General features: G+C 61.9%; 18 protein-coding genes. 4 read left to right on the plus strand and 14 right to left on the minus strand.

The window, feature by feature from the left end:
- Positions 1 to 55: 55 nt before the first annotated feature.
- Genes AC1D2G_RS21315 through AC1D2G_RS21325 form a run of 3 tightly spaced genes read right to left on the minus strand, consistent with a single transcriptional unit; the run spans position 56 to position 2,234 of the window.
- Positions 56 to 505: a CoA-binding protein gene (locus AC1D2G_RS21315; protein ID WP_184872230.1), complete on the minus strand. Its 450-nt coding sequence runs from the start codon at positions 503 to 505 to the stop codon at positions 56 to 58.
- 5 nt (positions 506 to 510) lie between these two features.
- Positions 511 to 882 carry a 2Fe-2S iron-sulfur cluster-binding protein gene (locus tag AC1D2G_RS21320; protein WP_095089772.1) on the minus strand — a complete coding sequence of 124 codons (372 nt, stop codon included), beginning with the start codon at positions 880 to 882 and terminating at the stop codon, positions 511 to 513.
- Positions 879 to 2,234: a selenium-binding family protein gene (locus AC1D2G_RS21325; protein ID WP_477416466.1), complete on the minus strand. Its 1,356-nt coding sequence runs from the start codon at positions 2,232 to 2,234 to the stop codon at positions 879 to 881. Before AC1D2G_RS21325 ends, AC1D2G_RS21320 begins: the two co-directional genes overlap by 4 nt.
- Before the next feature lie 422 nt (positions 2,235 to 2,656).
- Between AC1D2G_RS21325 and AC1D2G_RS21330 the strand changes: the two genes are divergently transcribed.
- Positions 2,657 to 3,079: a hypothetical protein gene (locus AC1D2G_RS21330; RefSeq protein ID WP_477416468.1), complete on the plus strand. Its 423-nt coding sequence runs from the start codon at positions 2,657 to 2,659 to the stop codon at positions 3,077 to 3,079.
- 104 nt (positions 3,080 to 3,183) lie between these two features.
- Here AC1D2G_RS21330 and AC1D2G_RS21335 read toward each other — a convergent pair whose 3' ends face one another.
- Positions 3,184 to 3,387 (minus strand): hypothetical protein, encoded by a 204-nt coding sequence (locus tag AC1D2G_RS21335; RefSeq protein WP_477416469.1) that lies wholly within the window; start codon positions 3,385 to 3,387, stop codon positions 3,184 to 3,186.
- Between the two features lie 421 nt (positions 3,388 to 3,808).
- Here AC1D2G_RS21335 and AC1D2G_RS21340 point away from each other — a divergent pair, with 421 nt between their 5' ends.
- A complete protein-coding gene (locus tag AC1D2G_RS21340; RefSeq protein ID WP_477416471.1) occupies positions 3,809 to 4,153 on the plus strand; it encodes a hypothetical protein in 345 nt (114 codons plus the stop codon).
- Positions 4,154 to 4,180: 27 nt separating this feature from the next.
- On the opposite strand, the gene AC1D2G_RS21345 is transcribed toward AC1D2G_RS21340, so the two are convergent.
- The 4 genes from AC1D2G_RS21345 to AC1D2G_RS21360 all read right to left on the minus strand — a co-directional run bounded on the left by AC1D2G_RS21345 (position 4,181) and on the right by AC1D2G_RS21360 (position 9,596).
- Positions 4,181 to 5,800, minus strand: a complete 1,620-nt coding sequence (locus AC1D2G_RS21345; protein ID WP_477416473.1) for an ABC transporter ATP-binding protein — start codon at positions 5,798 to 5,800, stop codon at positions 4,181 to 4,183.
- A gap of 1 nt (position 5,801) precedes the next feature.
- Positions 5,802 to 6,923: an ABC transporter permease gene (locus tag AC1D2G_RS21350; protein ID WP_477416475.1), complete on the minus strand. Its 1,122-nt coding sequence runs from the start codon at positions 6,921 to 6,923 to the stop codon at positions 5,802 to 5,804.
- Positions 6,916 to 7,839 carry an ABC transporter permease subunit gene (locus AC1D2G_RS21355; protein WP_477226159.1) on the minus strand — a complete coding sequence of 308 codons (924 nt, stop codon included), beginning with the start codon at positions 7,837 to 7,839 and terminating at the stop codon, positions 6,916 to 6,918. The genes AC1D2G_RS21350 and AC1D2G_RS21355 overlap by 8 nt, the downstream gene beginning before the upstream one ends.
- Positions 7,840 to 8,003: 164 nt before the next feature.
- A complete protein-coding gene (locus AC1D2G_RS21360; protein WP_477416477.1) occupies positions 8,004 to 9,596 on the minus strand; it encodes a peptide ABC transporter substrate-binding protein in 1,593 nt (530 codons plus the stop codon).
- A gap of 369 nt (positions 9,597 to 9,965) precedes the next feature.
- Between AC1D2G_RS21360 and AC1D2G_RS21365 the strand changes: the two genes are divergently transcribed.
- A complete protein-coding gene (locus AC1D2G_RS21365) occupies positions 9,966 to 10,421 on the plus strand; it encodes a TadE family protein (protein WP_477283519.1) in 456 nt (151 codons plus the stop codon).
- Positions 10,422 to 12,188: a hypothetical protein gene (locus AC1D2G_RS21370; RefSeq protein WP_477416479.1), complete on the plus strand. Its 1,767-nt coding sequence runs from the start codon at positions 10,422 to 10,424 to the stop codon at positions 12,186 to 12,188.
- Positions 12,189 to 12,245: 57 nt separating this feature from the next.
- On the opposite strand, the gene bglA is transcribed toward AC1D2G_RS21370, so the two are convergent.
- The 6 genes from bglA to glgB all read right to left on the minus strand — a co-directional run bounded on the left by bglA (position 12,246) and on the right by glgB (position 22,604).
- Positions 12,246 to 13,871, minus strand: coding sequence for a beta-galactosidase BglA (gene bglA / locus AC1D2G_RS21375; protein ID WP_477416481.1), 1,626 nt, complete (start codon positions 13,869 to 13,871; stop codon positions 12,246 to 12,248).
- Positions 13,858 to 15,894 carry a glycogen debranching protein GlgX gene (glgX, locus tag AC1D2G_RS21380; RefSeq protein ID WP_477416483.1) on the minus strand — a complete coding sequence of 679 codons (2,037 nt, stop codon included), beginning with the start codon at positions 15,892 to 15,894 and terminating at the stop codon, positions 13,858 to 13,860. The genes bglA and glgX overlap by 14 nt, the downstream gene beginning before the upstream one ends.
- Before the next feature lie 11 nt (positions 15,895 to 15,905).
- Positions 15,906 to 17,534, minus strand: a complete 1,629-nt coding sequence (locus AC1D2G_RS21385; protein WP_477416485.1) for an alpha-D-glucose phosphate-specific phosphoglucomutase — start codon at positions 17,532 to 17,534, stop codon at positions 15,906 to 15,908.
- Positions 17,535 to 17,537: 3 nt separating this feature from the next.
- Positions 17,538 to 18,983: a glycogen synthase GlgA gene (glgA, locus tag AC1D2G_RS21390; RefSeq protein ID WP_477416487.1), complete on the minus strand. Its 1,446-nt coding sequence runs from the start codon at positions 18,981 to 18,983 to the stop codon at positions 17,538 to 17,540.
- A gap of 91 nt (positions 18,984 to 19,074) precedes the next feature.
- A complete protein-coding gene (gene glgC / locus AC1D2G_RS21395) occupies positions 19,075 to 20,340 on the minus strand; it encodes a glucose-1-phosphate adenylyltransferase (RefSeq protein ID WP_477416489.1) in 1,266 nt (421 codons plus the stop codon).
- A gap of 50 nt (positions 20,341 to 20,390) precedes the next feature.
- Positions 20,391 to 22,604 (minus strand): 1,4-alpha-glucan branching protein GlgB, encoded by a 2,214-nt coding sequence (glgB, locus tag AC1D2G_RS21400; protein ID WP_477416491.1) that lies wholly within the window; start codon positions 22,602 to 22,604, stop codon positions 20,391 to 20,393.
- Positions 22,605 to 22,751 lie beyond the last annotated feature (147 nt).

Here is a 22,751-nt window from a genome sequence, read left to right on the forward strand (position 1 = left end):
AAGACCAGGGGAACAGGTCGGTTGCCGCGACACCTCCGAATTCGGTGACCCGCAATCATATTCCCAAGTGCAACTTCGGCTTCCAGAAGGGGCGGAACAACTCAATCTTTGGACAGCGGTTCATCACCACTTTCAAGCCTGCTTCCTCCGCCAACCGGGCGGCAGCGTCATCGCGCACGCCAATCTGACCCCACAGAACCTTGGCATTGATGGCGATGGCCTCCTCGGCAACGTCCAACAGATCTTCGGAACGGCGAAAAACCTCGACCATATCGACAGGCCGGTCGATGGCCGCCAGCGACGGGTACACCTTGAGCCCTCGGATTTCATCCAGACCGGGACTGGGGTTGACGGGGATCATATCGTAGCCGATCTCGTGCAGCACCCGCAGTACACCATAGGAGAACTTGGTCTTGTCGGGGCTGGCCCCCACCATCGCGATGGTTTTGACCGATTTCAGAATTCCTTGCAGATAAGCCTCCGGATAGGGCTCATCATGGTTCATATGGGTCATTTCTGTTCGTCCAACGGGGTCGCAATATCGGCTTTCAATTCATGAGCGGCCAGGGGGTCAAGGAAGGGGTTGCGGTAGAGCTTGTCGTGACTTTCAACGCCGACCTCCAGCGTGCAGTCGCTCAAAGGGCGGGCGACGCAGAGGATTATGTAGCCATTGTTGATCTGGCGGTTGTTCAACGCCCGCTGCGCTTGCTGATTGACTTTGCCGCTGATTATTTTGGCCGCACAGCTTATGCAGCCGCCATACTGGCACCCGTAGGGCAAATCCACGCCCTGCTCGCGCAAGCTTTGCAAGAGGGGCTTGCGGTGATCGACGTCAAAGGCCGCACCGCCTTGGTTCGCGAGAGTGATGGTGAAGCTGGTCATACCCAGATGTCACTCGTGCAATCACCGCCGGGATAACGGGTTTCATGGCAGCGGCTTGGTCCATTTGGTTCCTTGCCAAAATCGACAACAAATCGCGGATCGATTTCCATGCCGCCGTTCTCGGTATCGCAATTGACCATCAGCATGCATCCGCCATTGGTGCGGATTTCCGGATAGAACTGATTGTCCCAGGTGGAGAAAAGCGAGGTTGTCACATACAGGCGCTTGCCGTCGAGGCTGAGCTGTATCATCTGAGGCCCGCCAGTCACTTTCACGCCATTGACCTCAGGCGCACGGCCGAGAAGTCCGCCCATCCACACTTGTCCAGTAAGCTTGGCATTGTGAGGGTCCGAGATGTCGTACTGACGGATGTCGCCGTGCAACCAGTTACAAAAATAGAGGTATCTATCGTCCATGCTGAGCAGGATGACCGAGATCACGCCCGGAATCGGGATCGGCCATTCGGGATGTGGCTCATTGTCGACATCGATAATTTTTTCCCATTGCCAATCACCCGCCGCATCCTTCCACCAATGGATGATATTTGCTGAAAGGGCCGCGCCAACAAAGCCGTGACTGCTGTCGGGATTGTGGTGGAACCGCACTTCCAGTGGGATCAGGCCATCTTCACCGAGATAGAATGTTTGCTTCGGCTCCTTCTTTTCAAAATCCCAGAAATGGATCTCCCGGCCATATTTCAGATGGCCAACCTCTTCCAGGTCAAAACCAGGCATGAAGGTATTGGGAGCGGCCCACTCCGAACTGACCATTACGTTGTGTCGCGGCTGGTACCAGAAATCATAACCAAACTTGATACCGCCCATGGAGTTTTCCCAACGGCCGACAATCTCGAACTCCTTGCTGAGTTGCAAATAGCCGCCGGGGGCGTTGCCCTGAGCGTCGCCAAGCATGGAAACGATGATGTCCGAGCCGAGGCAATGCACCGTGTGCGGTGCCGACAAGTTGGTCCTGGCTTTGATGTCAGCCCCGTTTATGACTTTGAACAGTGTCGGATTGCGGGGATCGGTACCGCAATCGACAATGTGCAGATTGGACGAGCGCACACCCGGCACAATCAGATATTTCCGCTCCATGCTCGCGTCGCCATGGCACGACGAGCACGCATTCCAGCCCGAGTGATGAAGCTCATCGCCAATGCCCGGCATTTGCAAACGTGAAATCACCTGGCTGTAGGTCGAACTCTCGGGGTCGACATCAGTGGTGCACAAATAGTCCGGCTTCTGAATGCCCGTGCCGGTGTAGATGGCAATCGTATAGAGCAGCTTTTCGCGAGGTGCGGTCATCGCCTCGGCTGGGGAAGCATAGCCCGGTCCACAGCAATGATTGGTCATGGGTAGGTCCCCAATTTGAACAGATCACTGGGCAGCCCCTACGGGGTCAGGCTGGAATGTTAGTGCATGCTTGGCATCGGCGCTACGGCCGGGTTGGCCGCCGGGGGGACGGAATGCGAACACCCCCGCTCCTCCCCACGGAAGCCTCAGAGGAACAGGAAAGTCGACGAAAGGCCGACTGGCCGATCAACGGGCGACCGGCCAGAACCCGCGTCGCACCTATCGGAGGCCGAAGAAGCTCAATATCGCAATTACGATGACCACCGCGCCAACGAGCCAAATGATGTTGTTCATAATCGTTCTCCTGTTGCCTGGGGAAGCCCGCGCCTCTGGCGGAGAACGCGGGCCGATCAGACTTTGCCGGCTGATCTTCAGCAGACACGGATGTCGGCTGTGAGGAGTAGAACAATTAGGCGCGCCTAATGTTCCGCCATTGGCAAATCGAGAGATGGCCTGGTGAATTTGCCTTTGTATTAGCTGCGCTTCATATTTGTTGTTACGGCGGCGACAGAATGCCGGTCAGGTCCGGAGCCATCATGCGCAAATTGGTTGTCACAGCAGCAGTCGCACTTGCCTGCGGTTGCGCGCCCTCGCAGGCAAACGACGAGCGGTCATGCAAGATAGTAGCGGCGGCAGCGCAGCTCTCCGGAAAGACCAACTGTAGCGAAGGTGATATCGCTGCGATCTCTGGCATGAGCGGCAAGGAACTGCCGGAGGCCGTAGCCAGATATTGCGATTTTTGGGGGCAAATCGTTGTGCTGCCCGACGTGAGCGAGACCGACGCGTCGAGACGCATCGTTCTTTGCAAATACCATCAGCGAGAGGCAGCCCCTTCTCAGCCCTAGGCGATGCGATCGCCCCTCTTTCGACATGCCGCAAGCGTTTCGGGCTGGCCCAAGCAGGCCGGAACCAAATTGATCACGGGCAGTTATCCAAACGAAGGGCCAATTCAGGAAATGGAGAAACTGCAATGAAAACAATGATCATGTGCGCGTTGGCGCTTTCCGTCGGCTTGCCGGCCATAGGTTCGGCAGCCGAGGCCGATGTGGTCATAAGAACCCACCATCGACACCACAACAGCGTCAGGATCATCAACGAGGACGGTCAGCGCTTGCATCACCGCCGCCATGGCGAAGTTGCGTTCTATGATCATGGACGCCGGCATCATCGCGGAGACATGGTCGTCGTGAGACGGCATCATCGCCCAGACACCGTCGTCGTGACAGGCTCCGTTTCCACTCACCGTCACTATCGCCACCACCCCGTGGTCATCGAAAACGACGGCTACTGATCGCCCCCTGCCTGCCCAAGCGAACACGAAAAGAAAGCCCGCCCCGGCGTCAGCCGGGACGGGCTTTCCCGTTTACCAGTCATTGTTTTAGTGCACTCGACGAAAACCAACTTCGAGTGACAGAGAACGTTCCTGAAATTTGCGGGAACCCCGTGTGTTCATGTGGCGATGGGCTCACCGATAGGTTCCCCAGCGATCGGAAACTTTGACGAAGATCGCCGTCGGCTCTAGTAGTTCGATGCATATGATAGAGCCAGTGAAACGGCTGTGCCGGGGTGCGGACATGAATCTGATTTCAACGACAGCCTCACCACCGGCTCTTGTGATTGCACTGTTTCTTCTCGCCGGCTGTTCGTCGATCGGCCGAACCGTCGATCCGGCGAGATACGACAGCATGAGCTGCACCGAGATCAACAGCGCGATGGGTGACGTCGCGCGCGACATCTCGCAAACCGCAATCACCCGCGGCAAGGTCGCCAACACCAGCGTTCCACGCTGGCTGCTTGGCGGCGCACGCGTGAAGGGCGCGGTCGCGGAGCGCGAAACGGCCAGGATCGACCGCCTGAAACAGCAGCAAGCGGCTCTTGCCAGCGCCAGGGCACGCCGATGCACCTCGCCTTCGCAATGAGCTTGAGCTCACCCGGGCGGACGCGCTTCAGGCGCTCAGCCTGAAGCGTGTGACGTCGATCGCGGCGGCCATCAGCGTCTGTGTGTAGGCGTGCTGCGGGTTGCTGAAGATCGCCTCGGTCGGCCCCTCCTCGACGATCTTGCCTTGCTTCATGACGATGATGTAGTCGGCCATGGCGCGCACGACCGAGAGATCGTGACTGATGAACAGGTAGGACAGTTCGTGGTCTGCCTGCAGCTTGCGCAGCAGTTCGACGATCTGCTTCTGCACCGATCGGTCGAGCGCGGAGGTCGGTTCGTCCAGCACCACCAGCTTGGGCTTCAGGATCATGGCCCGCGCGATGGCGATGCGCTGCCGCTGTCCGCCGGAGAATTCGTGCGGGTAGCGGTTGCGGGCGTTGGGATCAAGGCCGACTTCGTTCAAGGCCTCGACCGCGCGCTGATCGCGCTGCTTGCCCGACAGGTTCGGCTCATGCACGAGCAGCCCTTCGGTGATGACCTGGCCGACGGTCATGCGCGGCGACAGCGAGCCGAACGGGTCCTGGAAGACCAGTTGCATCTCGCGCCGCAGCGGCCGCATCGCTTGTCGGTCGGCGGTGGAAATGTCGCGGTCGCCGAAACGGATGAGGCCGTCGCTCGGCAACAGCCGCAGCAAGGCGCGGCCGAGCGTCGACTTGCCTGATCCGGATTCACCGACAATGCCGATGGTCTGGTTGCGCTGCAGCCGGATCGAGATGTGGTCGACGGCGCGCAGCATCAGCGGCTCGCCAGCAAGAAACCCGCCGCCGATCCTGAATGTCACTTCGACATTCCTGCCTTCGAGCACCACCGGGGCGTTGGCGGGCGGCGGCGCCTTGCTGCCCGTCGGCTCGGCCGCCAGCAGCATTTTCGTATAGGCATGCTGCGGATTGACGAAGATGGCTTCCGCCTCCCCCTCCTCGACGACCTCGCCCTGGCGCATGACATAGACGCGGTCGGCGAAGCGCCGCACGATGCCGAGATCGTGGGTGATGAAGACGATCGCCATGCCGAGCTTGCGTTGCAGCTCGGCCAGAAGCATCAGGATCTGCGCCTGGATGGTCACGTCGAGCGCCGTCGTCGGCTCGTCGGCGATCAGGATGTCCGGGTCGTTGGCAAGCGCCATGGCGATCATGACGCGCTGGCGCTGGCCACCCGACATTTCGTGCGGATAGGATTTCATCCGCCGCTCGGGATCGGGGATATGCACGAGGCGCAGCAGCTTGAGCGCCTCTTCGTGCGCCTCGGCGGCATTCAAGCCCCGATGCCGGCGGATCGGTTCGATCAGCTGGTTGCCGATCGAATAGAGCGGATCGAGCGAGGTCATCGGCTCCTGGAAGATCATGCTGATCTTGGCGCCGCGAACCTTGTTCAGTTCGAATTTGCTCAATGTCAGAAGGTTGCGGCCGCGATAGTCGACACTGCCGGTGGCTTCGCCATTCGACGCCAGCAGGCTCATCGCCGCCATCATCGTCTGGCTCTTGCCGGATCCGGACTCGCCAACCACGGCAACGGTTTCGCCTGCATTGACGTGGATGTTGATGCCCTTCACCGCCTCGACCGCGCCATCGAGCGTGCGGAAGCGGACGCGCAGGTCCTTGACGCTGAGGATCGTTTCGGAAGCAGCCATCTCAGCGGTCCTTGGGGTCGAGCGCGTCGCGCAGGCCGTCGCCGACGAAATTCAGGGCGAACAGCGTCGAGACGAGGAAGAAGGCGGGAAACAGGAGCAGCCAGTTGGCGGTGCCGATGTTCTTGGCGCCGACCGAGATCAGCACGCCCCAGCTGGTCATCGGCTCCTGCACGCCGAGCCCGAGGAACGACAGGAAACTCTCCAGGATGATGACCTGTGGCACCAGCAGCGTCATGTAGATCACCACGGGACCGAGCAGGTTGGGAATGACGTGGCGCAGCAGGATGCCGCGCTGGCCGACGCCCATGGCTTCCGCCGCCTGGACATATTCCTGGCGGCGGATCGACAGCGCTTGGCCGCGCACGATGCGGGCCATGTCGAGCCACAGCACGGCGCCCACGGCCAGGAACATCAACACGAAGTTGCGGCCGAAGAACACCACCAGCATGATGACGAAGAAGATGAAGGGTAAGGAATAGAGCACATCGACGATGCGCATCATCACCTCGTCGACCTTGCCGCCGGCAAAGCCGGCCGCGGCGCCATAGACCACGCCGATGACCACTGCCACCACCCCGGCGAGCAGACCGATGGCCAATGAGATACGCCCGGCCATCAGCGTGCGCGACAGCAGATCGCGGCCGGTGTTGTCGGTGCCGAACAGGAAATACTGCTGCTTGACCGAGGCGCTCATCGTCACTTCGAGGCCGTCGGGCGACTTGCTTTCGATCTTGGTGTCGTCAAAGGCGTCGGAACGGTCGAGATAGCGGATGTTGCGGTCGTCGATCAGCTTGGTCGACTTGACGGTCACGAAGACCTGGTTGCCTTCCTGCCGCCATTCCTTGATGTCGACCCGCATGCGCTTGATCGCTTCGGTGAGCGCCGTCTCGATCATCTCGGCCTTCGGATAGGCCGACAGGCTTGGCGGCATGCGCACATAGTCGGCATAGATGGTGGTGTATTGATGCGGCACGAACCAGGGCCCGAACACGCTGACGACACCGATCAGGGCAAGGTAATACAGACTGAACATGGCGGCGCGATTGGCCTTGAGGCGCGCCCAGGCGTCCGCCCAGAGCGAGCGGCCGATGACGGCGGGAGCCGTGGCTGCGATGTCAGTCATAGCGCACCCTCGGGTCGACGACCGCGTACATGACGTCGACGATCAGGTTGAAGACGATGGTGAAGATCGCGATCACCACCACCGTTCCCATCACCAGCGTGTAGTCGCGGTTAAGCGCGGCATCGACAAAATAGCGGCCGACGCCCGGAATGGAGAAAATTGTCTCGACGATGACCGAGCCGGTCAGCAGCGCCGCGGCTGCCGGGCCGGTGAAGGAGACGATCGGCAGGATGGCGCCGCGCAGCGCGTGCTTGACCACCACCGACCAGTCGGAGAGGCCGAGCGCGCGGGCTGTGCGGATATGATGGGACCGTAAGGATTCGATCATCGAGCCACGCATCAGCCGGGCGACGATGGCGATCTGCGGCAGAGCGAGCGTCAGCACCGGGCCAACCTTGTTGATGAAGGCGCCATCGCCCCATCCGCCGATCGGCAGGAGCTTCCAGGTCAGCCCGAACAGGAGCTGGATCACCGGCGCGATGACGAAGGTGGGGATTGTGCTGCCGGCGGTTGCCAGCGCAATCACAGTATAGTCGCCAAGCTTGTTCTGGTTGAGCGCGGCAATGGTGCCGAGCACCGAACCGAGCAGAAGTGCAAGGACAAGCGCCGAGGTGCCGAGCTGGATCGAAATCGGCAGCCCCTTGGCGAACAGTTCGGTGACGGTGAAATCCGGCATGTTGTAGCTCGGTCCGAAATTGCCGCGCAGCAGATTGCCGAGATAGTGGACATATTGCAGCCAGAGCGGATCGCCTAAGCCGAATTGCGCTTCCAGATTGGCCCTGATCTCGGGGCTCAGCCCTCGCTCCTGGTTGAACGGGCCTCCCGGCGCGACGCGTATCAGGAAGAACGCCATGGTCACGATGACGAACAGCGTCGGAATGGCGGTCAAAAGCCGCCTTAGTACATATCGCAGCATCGGTGCCCCGCTTGATCCAGAGCAGCGCGCGTCCAGTTGGACGATTGCACTCTAGCCTTCAAATCTTCGCACCGACATTGCCGAAAAGCGATTCCGGTTCCCGGGCCGATGCGATGGCAAACCAGCGCCGCCGCGCATTCAATGCGCGGCGGCTTGGCCAGGGATCAGTCCTTGCTGATGAAGCGCGACGGATGCACATCCATCACATTGTCGTCGAAGCCATGCAGCTTCGAGGAAACGATATCGTGGAAGCTGTAGTAGAGAAGCGGAATGTTACCGACGTCGTCGACAAGGATGCGCTCGGCCTCAGTAAGGTCCTTCATGCGCTCTTCTGGCTTGCCACCGGCAGCCGCCGCCTTGTCCATGGCCGCTTCATATGCCGGGCTGACATAGCTCGAATAGTTGTTGCCGCTGGCCTTGCGTGTGATGCCGAGGAAGGTCTCGGGATCCTTGTAGTCGGCGATCCAGGCGGCACGCGCCACGTCGTAATTGCCCTTCTGCTCGAGGAAGGAATAGTGGGTCTTGGTGTCAGTGTTGAGCAGCGTGACCTCGACGCCAAGCGGCTTCAGCTGTTCCTGGATGGCGACCGCGGTGTTCTTGTGGTTTTCCGAGGTGTTGTAGCGGATCTCCATCTTCAGCGGATGCTCGGGCGTATAGCCGAGTTTCTCGAGGATTTTCTTTGCGGCGTCCTCGCGGTCGATCTGCGGCATGTCGGCGTATTTGGCCATTGCCGGCGTGTAGCCGGCTATGCCCGGAGGCACCATCGAATAGCCAGGCAGCATCGAGTTCTGCCAGACCTTTTCGGCGATGAAATCGCGGTCGATCGCCATCGAGATGGCGTTGCGTAGCTCGACATTGTCCCAAGGCGCCTTGTCGGTCTTGATCGCATAATAGTAGGTGCCGAGATACGGTCCGACGCGGACCTGAGCGCCGAACTTGGCCTTAAGGTCAGCGAGCTGTTCGGTCGGCAGGTCGCCGTAACTGTCGAGTTCGCCGGCCTCGAAGCGCTTCATCGCCGATGAACGGTCTTCGGTCGGGATATAGTTGACGACGTCCATCTTGACGGTGGCGGCGTCCCAGAATTTCGGATTCTTGACCAGCTTCATGTGGTCGTTGGGAATCCACTCGGCCAGCGTATAGGCGCCGTTCGAAACGAGATTGCCCGCCTTGATCCAGTCGGCGCCGAGCTTTTCGATTGAGGCCTTGTTGACCGGATAGGTGGCCTGGTGGGTCAGCATCTCCAGGAAGTAGGGCGTCGGCGCCTTCAGAGTCACTTCAAGGGTGTTGGTGTCGATCGCCTTGACGCCCAAATCCTCGGGCTTGCCTTTCTTGGTGTTGACTTCCTCGGCGTTCTTCACGGGATAGAGCATGGAAGCGTATTCGGCGGCGGTGGCCGGATCCTCCAGCCTACGGAAGGAGTAGACGAAGTCGTCCGCCGTCACCGGGCTGCCATCCGACCACAACCCGTCCTTGCGCAGCTTGAAGGTGTAGACGGTGCCGTCATCCGATACGGTCCAGCTTTCGGCGGCGCCCGGTATGAGGTTCGTCTTCTGATCGTGCATGACCAGTCCCTGGAACAGGTCGCGAATGATATCGGCTTCGTAGACGGTCGAGGTCTTGTGCGGGTCGACCGTCTCCGCCTCGGCGGCGGCGCCTCTGTTGTAGACGGTCTCGGCGAAAGCCGGCGTGTAGAATGTGCCGGCTGCCAATGCCATCGTCGTGGCGAACACAGTCGCCTTCAGCATGTTTTTCAGCATGAAGTTCTCCCTGTCGGCGCTGCCGTCGGCGCGCCTTTGAGTGTTGACGCCCCGGAGCCGATGTCTGACCCCTTTGAGCGCGCCGCCGGTTCCCTTCCTGCGGCTGGTGCCCAGACACTAACGCGGAGAATTTTTATTTCAACAGACTCTCTGGGTCACCCAAAGTAAGGCGGGACGAAAACTGTGTCGTGACGGCCGAAACACCAGCCGAAACCAGAAGCTTGACTTGGTTTCCTCACCTCGACGCCATCCTTCACCGGGAATCTGTGGCCGCGCCAGTTTGGCGGAATGTGTTAATGCGTTCTTAAGCAACCATAGGTTACATTACGACTGCCTTCTATACGATTCTGTGTCAGACGCGTGGCAGTCATGAGTACCCGGTCAAGTAAATCAATAAGAATCCGGCAGATAACGCGGAAATTTCAAGAAGAATCCGGTACTTCGGCGGTTGAGTTCGCCTTGCTCTCGCCCATCTTCATCCTCCTTCTGCTCGGAATGGTTGCATACGGTATATATTTTGGCGCCGCCAACTCGATCCAGCAGATCGCGGCGGATGCGGCCCGCACAGCAATTGCCGGACTGAACCAGACCGAGCGCCAGACGCTCGTCGCCAGCTTCGTCACCAACAATGCCGGCGGATATCCCTTCGTGGATGCCAGCAAGTTGACCTACCAGGCCAACGACAGCACGGCCGACGGAAGCCAGTTCGTGGTGTCCATCCAGTACGATGCCCGCAACCTGCCGATCTGGAATCTCTTCCCAGGCATCGCCATGCCGGGAAGTACGATCAAGCGCCAGTCAACGATAAGGGTCGGGGGCATCTGAATGCTGCTGCGGGCTTGCGATGCGATCGGCCGGCTCGCCCGATTGATGCTGGCCGACAGACAGGCGAACATCGCCGTCATGACCGCGTTGAGCGCGCCGGTCGCGCTGGCGCTGGCTGCGGTGGCAATCGACGAAGCCTCGATCTATACCGAGCGCCGCGAAGCCCAGGCAATGGTGGACCTTGCTGCGATCACCGCTGCCTCGAACATCACCAAAGTCGACACCGCTGTCGTGACCACGCTGACCGACAACGGCATGCCGGGCGTGGTCGTTCAAGGCTCGGGACAGACGATCGCGCCGGCCGTCGGCAAAACCGTCGTGTCGGTCACGCCCGGCCGCTACGCGGCATCAACCGCCAATGTCAGCCAACGCTTCCAGTCCGGCGTAACGCCCTACAATGCCGTCCGTGTCACCCTGAAGAAGATCCCTGCCCGCTATTTCGCGAGTTCGCTGCTCCCCACTCCCGTCATCGGCACCGAGGCCACCGCCAGCATGACGCCGCAGGCGACGTTCTCGGTCGGGTCGAGGTTGCTCAGCGTCAATGGCGGCATTCTCAACGCGCTGCTCAGTGGACTTCTCGGCGGCAACATCTCGCTCAGCGTCATGGACTACAACGGGTTGATCTCGGCCGATGTCAGCGTGCTCTCGTTCATAGACGGTCTTGCCACACAATTGAGCCTGACCGGCGTCACCTATTCGGACGTGCTGGCATCGAATGTGACTGTCGGCCAGATCGCCACCGCCATGGCCAACGTGCCCGGGCTTGGCAACACGGCCAAGCTGGCGCTGCAGACCATCGCCTCGAAATCGACCAGCACGGGCAAGATCCCGCTCAACAAGCTTGTCGATCTCGGTTCAGTCGGCAGCTTGGCTCTCGGGCAAAGACCAACCGGCCTTGGGCTAGACACCAACGCCATGGGCATGCTGACCGCTGCCGCCGTACTGGCCAACGGCACCAACCAGGCCCAGGTCAATCTTGGCGCCACCGTACCCGGGCTTCTGTCCACGGCGCTTACCATTGCCATTGGCGAGCCGATGCAATCTTCGCCATGGCTGGCGGTCGATGGCATCGGAACCGTGGTGCGCACCGCCCAGACGCGCATCAAACTGGTTGCCAGCGTCGGTGTCGGCACGCCCGGTCTCGGTGGCGGTATCAGCCTGCTGGCCGTCAATCTGCCGCTCAATGTGGAAGTCGCTTATGCCGAAGCCAAACTGACCGACATCACCTGTCCGACCGGGCCTTCCAGCATCAATGTTTCCATCGCCGCGCACCCGGGTATCGCCTCGTTGCATCTGGCCAACAGCAACAGTTCAGTCTTCCGCGACTTCAGTCAGCCGCAGACGTTCACCGACGCGGAGATCGCGGATGTGAGCCTCCATATGCTGCTGATCAACATTCCGCTGATACAGGTGATGGGTTCCGCCGCCACCGCGATCACCAACAACAGCCCGACGACGCTGAACTTCAATGCGACCGACATCGCCAACAAGACGGTCAAGACCGTTTCGACCCGCAACATATCGCAGTCGCTGACCACATCGCTGGTCGGCAACCTGTCGCTTTCGGTCAATGCGCTTGGTCTCGGGATCGATCTGACCGCACTGCTCGCAACGGTCAAGCCGGCAGTCATGGCCGTGCTGAACGGCGTAACGGCGCCGGTCGACGACCTGCTCTACAACGTGCTTTCGGCGCTCGGTGTCGGCGTCGGTCAGGCCGATGTGCGTGTCACCGGTGCGACCTGCGGGCGCGCGGTTCTCGTTCAATAAGGCATCAGCAGCCCAAGCGGGATCACTTGCCTGGCAAGCGGCGGCCGACGCACTGAATCAGTCGAGCTGACCAAGGAAACAGCCAAGCGTCGGCAGCGAGATCTGGCTCTCTTCAACAACCCCGCGGCCACCATCAATAGCCACGACAGCTCCTGTATCTGGCGGCAACGGCCAATTCGCCGGCTCCTCGGCGAAGTTGAAGACACACAGAAGTTTCTCACCGCCGTCTTCGCGGATGAAGGCGAGAATTTCGCCGTCCGCATCGAGAAACCGGATCGAACCTCCGACCAGCGCCGGATGCCCCCTGCGCAAGTCGAGCATGGTCCGATAGAAGGCGAGCACCGAGGCGGTGTCGGCGTTCTGGACGTCGACCGCGCGGGCGCGATGGCCGGCCGGTATCGGCAGCCACGGTTTACCGGTGGAGAAGCCCGCATTGTCGGCACCGGCCTCCCAGACCATCGGCGTGCGACAGCCGTCCCTGCCCTTGACGCCCGGCCAGAAGCGGATGCCAACGGGATCGCGCAGATCCTCGAAGGCGAGTTCCGCCTCCTCCAGGCCGAGTTCCTCGCCCTCGTAGAGACAGATCGATCCGCGCAGGCAGGAGAGCAGCATGATCGAGAACCTTGCGACCGTATCGGGTTCGCTGCTCGGCCTCGTCCAGCGGCTGACATGGCGCACCACGTCATGGTTGGAAAACGCCCAGCACACCCAGCCGTCGGACACCGCTGCCTCGAAGGCTTCGACGCAGCCCCGCACGTGCGCCGCCGAGAATTGTGGGCCAAGCAGGTCAAAGGTGTAACACATATGGAGCTTGTCGCCGCCGGTGGTGTAGGCGGCGAGCGTCTGCAGAGAGCGGCCTTCGTCGCCGATCTCGCCGACGGCGGCGCGGTCCTCGTACTCGTCGAGCAGCGCCCTGAAGCGCTTGAGGAACGCCAGGTTTTCCGGCTGCGTCTTGTCGAACAGATGTTCCTGGTAGAGGTAGGTGTTGATCTCGCTGTTGATGCCGGCGACGCTTGATGCCAAGGGTGGATTGCTGCGCAGCCAGCGGTCATGGACATAGTAGTTGACCGTGTCGAGCCGAAAGCCGTCGACGCCACGCTCCAGCCAGAACCGTACCGTTTCCAGAAGCGCGTCCTGGACCTCCGGATTGTGGAAATTCAAATCCGGCTGAGAAGCGAGAAAATTGTGCATGTAGTACTGCCGGCGGGTCGAATCCCACTCCCAGGCCGGGCCACCGAAGACGGAGAGCCAGTTGTTGGGCGCGCCGCCATCGGGCTTGGTATCGGCCCAGACATACCAGTCGGCCTTGGGGTTGTCGCGGCTGGCGCGGCTTTCGACGAACCATTCGTGCTTGTCGGATGAGTGCGACAATACCTGGTCGATGATGACTTTCAGGCCGAGCCGATGCGCCTCGGCGACCAGCGCATCGAAATCCTCCATGCCACCGAACATCGGGTCGACGGCGCGATAGTCCGACACGTCGTAGCCCATGTCAGCCATCGGTGACTTGAAGAAGGGCGACAGCCAGATGGCGTCGACACCAAGGGAGGCGATATGCTCCAGGCGGTTGGCGATGCCGCGCAGATCGCCGCTGCCGTCGCCGGTCGTATCCTGGAAGGAGCGCGGATAGATCTGATAGATGACGCAGCCACGCCACCATCCGATCCGGTCACCTGCCGCCATTGCGCTTCTCCCCTGTGCCGGCCTGTGCGGCTGCGCATTCGATCATGAAGATCACCGTGCGCCCCGATACCGGCCGCTCGATGTCGGCCGCCTCAGCCGTTTCAATGGCCGGCTCCCAGAAAAATCCCTCGCGAGGCGGCAGGGTGAAAATGCAGGCCCGGCGGTCGCCATTGATGAGCACCGCAAGACGGCGTTCGTCATCGCTGTCGCCGCCCAGGATCATGACCAGGCGGTGCCGCTGCGGGTCCTGCCAGCTTTGTTGGTCGAGCGGCGCGCCTGTTTCGGTCAGCCATGCGACGTCCGCTATGCAGGAAGTTGCTGGTGGCCGGCCCGTGAGAAAGCGCGTGTCGGAGAGTGCCGGCACCGCTCGGCGCAGCGTCGAAAGCAGGACCGTGTAATGCTCCAGCGCCTGGTCGCGCCCGGCCCAGTCGAGCCAGGTGATCGCGTTGTCCTGCGCATAGGCGTTGTTGTTGCCCTGCTGGCTGCGGCCGAATTCGTCGCCGGCCGTCAGCATGATGGTGCCGCGCGAGGCAAACAAAGTGGCGAGCAGCGCGTGCTGATCGTTGAGGCGCGCCGTGGCTACGGCCGGCTTGTCCGCATCGCCTTCCACGCCGTTGTTCCAGGACAGGTTTTCATTGTGGCCGTCGCGGTTCTGCTCGCCATTGGCCTGGTTGTGCTTGCGCTCGTAGCGCACGATGTCGGCCAGGGTCATGCCGTCATGGGCGGCAATGAAATTGACCGTGCGGCTGGCGCTCTGTCCGTTTGCGGCAAACACATCGGACGAACCGGCGAGCCGGGTCGCCAGTGCGCCGACCATGCCGGCGTCGCCGCGCCAGAAGCGCCTGATATCATCGCGATACTTGTCATTCCATTCGAGGAAAGGCGGCGGAAAATTCCCGAGCTGATAGCCATCCGGACCGATGTCCCAAGGTTCGGCGATCAGCACGCGATCGGCCAGCAGCGCGTCCTCGCCCATCGCCTTCAGCAACGGCGCCTCGGCGTCGAATGTCCCTTCGACCCGTCCCAGAATGGGCGCCAGGTCGAAGCGGAAACCATCGACGCCGGCATCGCGGACAAAATGGCGAAGCGTGTCGAGGACCATCTCTCCAGCGATCGGGTGGTCGCATGCCACCGTGTTGCCCGTCCCGGTGTCGTTGGCCAGCCTGCCGTCCGGCGTGTGCCGGTAATAGGCCTGGTTGTCGAAACCGCGCAGCGACAGCGTTGGCCCGAGCCGGTCGCTCTCGCCGGTGTGGTTGAAGACAAGATCCAGAATGACGCCGATGCCGGCCTGCCGCAGCGCGGCGACCGCGTTTCGCAATTCCATGATGCCGCCAGGTGCAAGGCGTGGATCAAGCGCCATGAAGGTGACGGGATTGTAGCCCCAGGCGTTGCGCAGCCCGAGCGGCAGCAGGTGCCGTTCATCGATCGACGCCGTCACCGGCATCAGTTCGACAGCACTGACGCCAAGCCTTTGCAGGTGCTCGATAACCACAGGATGGGCGAGAGCAGCGACCGTGCCGCGCAGCTTCTCGGGAATGTCCGGATGCAGCATGGTGAAGGCACGCACCGGCACTTCGTAGATCAGGCCGCCGGGCTGGAACAGCGGCGGCGCTGCCGGCACGGGTTTCGGCAAGGCAGCGGCAATGGCCTTTGGCATCAGCGGCGCGGTATCGAGGCCCTCGCCCCTTCGCCGGGTCAGCCGCCAGTCATAGGCGTAAGGCCTGTCGATCCCGAGGGCGTAGGGATCGATCAGCATTTTTTCGGGGTCGAACCACAGGCCGCGATCCGGCGCATAGTCGCCATCGGCGCGAAACCCGTAGCGGGTGCCAGGGCCAAGACCGGCGACGAAGAGCGCATGCACGCCCTCGCCTTCCGGCTGCAGCTCAAGCCGTTCGATTTCCTGGTTGCCCTGCTCGTCAAAAATCGAGACCCAGAGCCGGCGGGCGGCCTGCGACCATGCGGCAAAGCGAATGCCGCCCTCCGAAACAAGCCCGCCAAATCGCGGCCGCTGATCGGCCGGCATCGCAGATTTCATTAAGTGATGACACTCGGCTTGGCGCGGCCGGTATGGCTGCGAATCCCTGCAATATCATCGGCCGCCGATATCAGATCGGCAAGGGCGGCCTGGGTATCGAGATCGTGCCGCGACGTGTCCGGCTCGTAGCGCTCGATATAGACGCGCAAGGTCGCGCCCGACGTGCCGGTGCCCGAAAGCCTGAAGACGACACGCGAACCGCCTTCGAACAGCACCCTGATGCCCTGGTGTTCGCTGGTCGAACCGTCGACCGGATCGTGATAGGCGAAGTCGTCGGCGCTGGCGATCGTCATGCCGCGCACCTTGGTCCCCGGCAATGAACCGAGCTTGGCGCGGAGTTCGTCGACCAGCGCGTTGGCGCGGTCACTTTCGACCTCCTCATAGTCGTGGCGCGAATAGTAGTTGCGGCCATAGGTCGCCCAATGCTCGGTGACGATCTGCTTGCAGCTCTCACCGCGCGCGGCGAGGATGTTGAGCCAGAGCAGCACCGCCCACAGGCCGTCTTTTTCGCGGACATGGTTTGAGCCGGTTCCGGCACTTTCCTCGCCGCAGATTGTCGCCATGTCGGCGTCGAGCAGGTTGCCGAAGAACTTCCAGCCGGTCGGAGTTTCATAGATGCCGATGCCGAGTTTTTCGGCGACACGATCGGCCGCGCCACTGGTCGGCATCGAGCGGGCGATGCCCTTCAGGCCTTCGCTGTAGCCGGGAGCCAGGCGGGCGTTGGCGGCAAGCATGGCGACCGAATCCGACGGCGTGACGAATATGCCCTTGCCGATGATCAGGTTGCGGTCGCCGTCGCCATCGGAGGCGGCGCCGAAATCCGGCGCGTCCGGCCCCATCATCTCGTCATAGAGATGCTTGGCATGGACAAGGTTGGGGTCCGGATGGTGGCCACCGAAATCGGGCAGCGGCTTGAAGTTGCGGCAGGTGCCGTTGGGCGCGCCAAGCCGGTTTTCCAGGATCTCCTTGGCGTAGGGGCCGGTCACCGCGTGCATGGCGTCGAAGCGCATGCGAAAGCCGTATTTGAAATTGGCGCGGATGGCGTCGAAATCGAACAGGCTTTCCATCAGCTCGGCATAGTCGGCGACCGGATCGATGATCTCGACCGTCATGCCGCCGGCCTTGACCGTGCCGATCTTGTCGATGTCGATCGCCTCGATATCGGTGGTCTTGAAGCTCGCAATCGTCTTGGTCTTTTCGAAGATCGCGTCGGTCAGCTTTTCCGGCGCCGGACCGCCATTGCCGGCATTGTACTTGATGCCGAAATCCTCGTGCGGGCCGCCCGGATTGTGGCTGGCCGACAGGATGATGCCGCCGAAGGTCTTGTATTTGCGGATGACGTGCGAGGCGGCCGGCGTCGACAGGATGCCGCCCTGCCCGACCATCACCTTGCCGAAGCCGTTGGCGGCGGCCATGGCGATCGCCTTCTGGATGACCTCGCGGTTGTAGAAGCGGCCATCGCCGCCGATCACCAGGGTCTTGCCTTTGAACCCGTCGAGCGCGTCGAAGATCGACTGGATGAAGTTCTCGGCGTAGTGCTCCTGCTGGAACACCGGCACCTTCTTGCGCAGGCCCGACGTGCCGGGTTTCTGGTCGGAATAGGGCTTGGTGGGGACGGTCCGTATCATGCTTCAGGCAACCCTTTTCGAAAGCAGCAAGCGATAGAGTTCGACATATTTTTCGGCGCTCTTGTCCCACGACACATCGGCTTTCATGCCCTGGCGCTGCAGCGATTCCCAGACCGCCGGACTGGCGTGTGCGTCGACGAGGCGGCGCACGGCGTGCAGCAGGGCGCCGGCATTGTTGGGCGCGAACTGGAAGCCGGTCGCAACGCCGGCCGAGACGGCGGCCTCGTTGGCATCGATGACCGTATCGGCCAGGCCGCCGGTGCGGGCAACCACAGGCACGCAGCCATAGCGCAGGCCGTAAAGCTGCGTCAGCCCGCAGGGTTCGAAGCGCGAGGGAATGACAATGGCGTCGCAGCCGCCTTGCATGATGTGCGACAGCCCCTCGTCATAGCCGATGACGACGCCGATGCGGCCACGATGTCGAGCCGCGGCGGCGAGCAGCGCGCCTTCGAGGCCGGCATCGCCCGAACCCAGGATGGCCAGCCGCGCGCCCCTGGCAACGATGCCGTCGACGACCGTCGCCAGTATGTCCATACCCTTTTGCCAGGTCAGGCGGCTGATGACACAGACGATCGGGCTGTCGTCGCGCTCGAGGCCGAAGCGGTCCTCCACGGCAGCCCTGTTGGGCGCGCGCGCCTTCAGCGTCGCGGCCGTATAGTCGGAGACCAGATGCTTGTCGGTTTCCGGGTCCCAGATGCCGGTGTCGATGCCGTTGACGATGCCATAGAGATCGCTGGAGCGCATGTTGATAAGGCCGTCGAGACCCATGCCGAATTCGGCCGAGCGGATCTCCTGCGCATAGGTCGGACTGACCGTGGTGATTGCCCAGGCCGCCTGCAGGCCGGCCTTGAGGAAACCGACGCCGCCATAATATTCGACGCCGTCGAGCGCCATCGCCACCGCCGGCAGGCCAAGCTCGCCGAAGATGCCGGCGCCGAACTGGCCTTGGAAGGCAAGGTTGTGGACGGTCATCATCGAGGGGACACCGACCGCCTTGCCGTAGCGCATGTATGCAAGCGTCATCGCCGACTGCCAGTCATGGGCATGGACGATGTCGGGCTGGTAGCCGGAGATGGCCCCGCCGGCGATGTCGCCGCCGACCTGGCTCAGCGCGGCGAAACGCCGCCAATTGTCAGGCCAATCGACGCCGGTCGCATTGCCATAGGGGCCGCCGGGGCGGTCGAACAGATGCGGCGCGTCGAGCACGAACAGTTCGAGCCCGGCGAGCTGGACGGAATGGACGGAGGCCTTGGCGCCCTGCAGCAAGGGATATTGCAGAACGGCCTTCTTTTTCTTGAAGGCCGCCATCACGGTCGGAAAGCCGGGAATGAGCGTGCGCATGGTCACGCCCTTGGCCGCCAGCGCGATGGGCAGCGCACCGGTTACGTCGGCAAGCCCGCCGGTCTTGATCAGCGGAAAAATCTCGGGCGTGACCGACAGAACCTGCATGCGCCTACAATCCGATCCTGTCTGTCCTAGAGCCCTTTGTCTTGACCCAATTCCGGACGGAAAACCGTTTCACACTTTTCCTGGAATTGCTCTAAAGCGCCAGCTTGTCGATCATGTCCTGGGTGACCAGACAGATGCCCTTTTCAGAAACACGGAAGCGCTTGGCGTCGAGGACGGGGTCTTCGCCGACTACCAGCCCTTCCGGTATCCTAACACCATGGTCGATGACAACGCGCTTCAACTTTGCGTTCCGGCCGACATGAACGTCGGGCAGCATGACCACTTCTTCGAGCGTCGAATAGGAATTGATGCGCGCGCCGGTGAAGATCAGGCTTCTCTTCAGCGAGGCACCCGAGACGATGCAATCGCCCGAGACCAGCGAGGAGACGGCGGAGCCGCGGCGGCCATCCTCGTCATGCACGAACTTGGCCGGCGGCTTCAATTCGGCGTAGGTCCAGATCGGCCAGTCGCGGTCGTAGAGGTCAAGTTCCGGCGTGACGTCGGTCAAATCGATGTTGGCTTCCCAATAGGCGTCGACCGTTCCGACGTCGCGCCAGTAGGCCTCGTTCTCGGCGGTCGAACGGACGCAGGACTTGGCGAAGCGGTGGGCGATCGCCTTACCGTTCTGGACGATATAGGGAATGATGTCTTTGCCGAAGTCGCGGCTGGAGCCCGGCTCTGCGGCGTCGCGGCGCAGCTGCTCCATCAGGAACTTGGTCTTAAAGACATAGATGCCCATCGACGCCAGCGCGAACTCCGGCCTGTCGGGAATGCCGGGCGGATCGGCGGGCTTTTCGACGAAGGCAATGATGTTGTCCTTGGCGTCGACATGCATGACGCCGAAGCCGACGGCTTCCATGCGCGGCACTTCGAGGCAGCCAACGGTGACGTCGGCATTGGCGTCGACGTGCTGGCGAAGCATCATCTCGTAGTCCATCTTGTAGATGTGGTCGCCGGCGAGGATGACCATGTATTCGGGCCCGTAGGCCTCGATGATGTCGATGTTCTGGTAAACCGCATCGGCCGTGCCCTCATACCACTGCGTTTCCGAGACACGCTGGCTGGCCGGCAGGATGTCGAAACTCTCGTTTCGCTCGGGCCGCAGGAAGTTCCAGCCGCGCTGCAGATGGCGGATCAGCGAATGCGCCTTGTACTGGGTGGCGACGCCCAGGCGGCGAATGCCGGAATTGAGCGCGTTGGAGAGCGCGAAGTCGATGATGCGCGTCTTGCCGCCGAAATAGACGGCCGGCTTGGCGCGTCGGTCGGTCAGTTCCTTGAGGCGGCTGCCACGGCCGCCGGCCAGTACATAGGCCATGGCATCGCGCGCCAGCGGCTGGGTCCGTTTCAAGTCTGCCATTTCTACCCTCCCAAGTTACTCAGTCTCGACATGTTACCCGGTTTCGGGGGTCAGTCCGCAACGAGTTCGAGCATGATCGTCGACAGCGGCGGCAGAAGCATCGTTGCCGAGATGCCTCCTCCCTCCGCCCGCGCCTCGACCATGCCGCCATTGCCCTTGCCGGAACCGCCATATTCCGCAGCGTCGGTGTTGATGATTTCGCGCCAGTTTCCGGCCGTCGGCAACGGCACGCGATAATTGTCGCGCGGCACCGGCGTGAAATTGGAGATGACGGCCACCGGGCTGCCGCCCGGCGCGCTGCGCAGCCAGGCAAAAACCGAATTCTGGCTGTCGTCGACGATCAGCCAGGAAAACCCTTCCGGTTCGCAGTCAAGGCCATGCAGCGCCGGGCGCGAACGGTAGAGATAGTTGAGATCGCGCACCGTCTGCCAGACGCCGCGATGCGGGCGGAACTCAAGCAGGTTCCAGTCGAGCGCGCGTGCCTCGCTCCATTCGCGGCGCTGCGCGAACTCCTGCCCCATGAACAGCAGCTTCTTGCCGGGATAGCCCCACATGAAGGCGTAGTAGGCGCGCAGCGTCGCGAATTTCTGCCAGTCGTCGCCGGCCATCTTGCCAAGCAGCGTACCTTTGCCGTGCACGACCTCGTCATGCGAGAGCGGCAGCACGAAATTCTCCGAGAAGGCGTAGGTCAGGCCGAAGGTGAGATCGTTGTGGTGGTGCTTGCGGAATATCGGCTCCTTGGAGAAATACTCCAGCGTGTCGTGCATGAAGCCCATGTTCCACTTGAAGCCGAAGCCCAGCCCGCCTTCATGCACCGGTGCCGAGACCTTTGGCCATGAGGTCGACTCCTCGGCGATGGTGATCACGCCCGGATGGTGGCCGTAGACCTCCTTGTTCATCTTCTGCAGGAAGCTGACCGCCTCGAGGTTCTCGCGGCCGCCCTTCTCGTTGGGGATCCATTCGCCCTGCTTGCGCGAATAGTCGAGGTAGAGCATCGAGGCGACTGCATCGACGCGAAGCCCGTCGACATGATATTTCTCGGCCCAGAACAACGCGTTGTTGACGAGGAACGACACCACCTCGCGGCGGCCGAAATTGTAGATCGCGGTGTTCCAGTCGGGATGAAAACCCTTGCGCGGATCGGCGTGCTCATAGAGCGCGGTGCCGTCGAAATGAACGAGGCCGTGCTCGTCGACGGGAAAATGCGCCGGCACCCAGTCAAGAATGACACCGACGCCGGCACGGTGGGCGCCATCGACGAAGCGCGCAAAGCCGTCCGGATCGCCGAAGCGGGCTGACGGCGCATAGAGTCCGGTTGTCTGATAACCCCACGACGGATCATAGGGGTGTTCGGAGATCGGCATGAACTCGATGTGGGTGAAGCCGGTCTCGACTGCATAGGGGATCAGCCGGTCGGCCAGTTCGTCCCATGACAGGAACGTGCCGTCGTCGCGAAGTTGCCAGGACCCGGCATGGACCTCGTAGATCGAGATGGCTTCGCGCCGATGATCGGCATTGCGCCAGAAACTGCGATGGGCCTCGTCGCCCCACGGATGCGCCGGCGGCACCGCGGTCACCGAGGCGGTCGCCGGCCGCAATTCGGACTTGAAGGCGAACGGATCGGCCTTCAGCGGCAGCCTGACACCATCGGGCCCGATGATCTCGTATTTGTAGGGCCGGCCGGCGCCGATATCGGGAATGAACACTTCCCAGATGCCGGTGTCGCGGCGGTCGCGCATCGAATGCCGGCGGCCGTCCCATTCGTTGAAATCGCCGACCACTGAGACGCGCCGCGCGTTGGGAGCCCATACGGCGAAATGCACGCCCGTGGCGCCCTCGTGCTCGATGACATGCGCGCCGATTTTGTCGAACAGCCTGAGATGCGAGCCCTCGGCGATGTAGTAATCGTCCATCGGCCCGAGCACCGGACCGAACGAATAGGGATCCGTCAGCCACCAGTCGCCGCCGGCGTTCCTGGCATGATAGCGCAGCGGCTGACGCTTGCGGATCGACAGCTTGCCTTCGAAAAACCCACCGTCGTCGCGCCTCGACAGTTCACCGGCGATGTTGCCGGTCAACGTATAGGCGGTGACGAACTCCGCATGCGGGACGAAGCAGCGGGCAAACAGGCTCTTGCCGACCTCATGAACGCCAAGGATAGCGAAGGGATCGCCATGCGTGCCGGCAACAATCGCCGCGACATCGCTGGCTGCCGCCAGTCCGTCCGGCCCGCTTGTCGCAGCGGTCGCGCGCGGCTTCTTCATCAGGCAGTGTCCCTCCCCGGGCACGACTCTTTGTTCTTGTGCATGTCGTTATCCCAAAACCGCTACGCACTTTCGGGCGACATGCACCAAGTCTTTGTTTTTGTGTATGTCGTTGTCCCAAAACCGCTATGCACTTTTGGGCGACAT

This window comes from Mesorhizobium sp. P2_C7 (genome assembly GCF_056404515.1).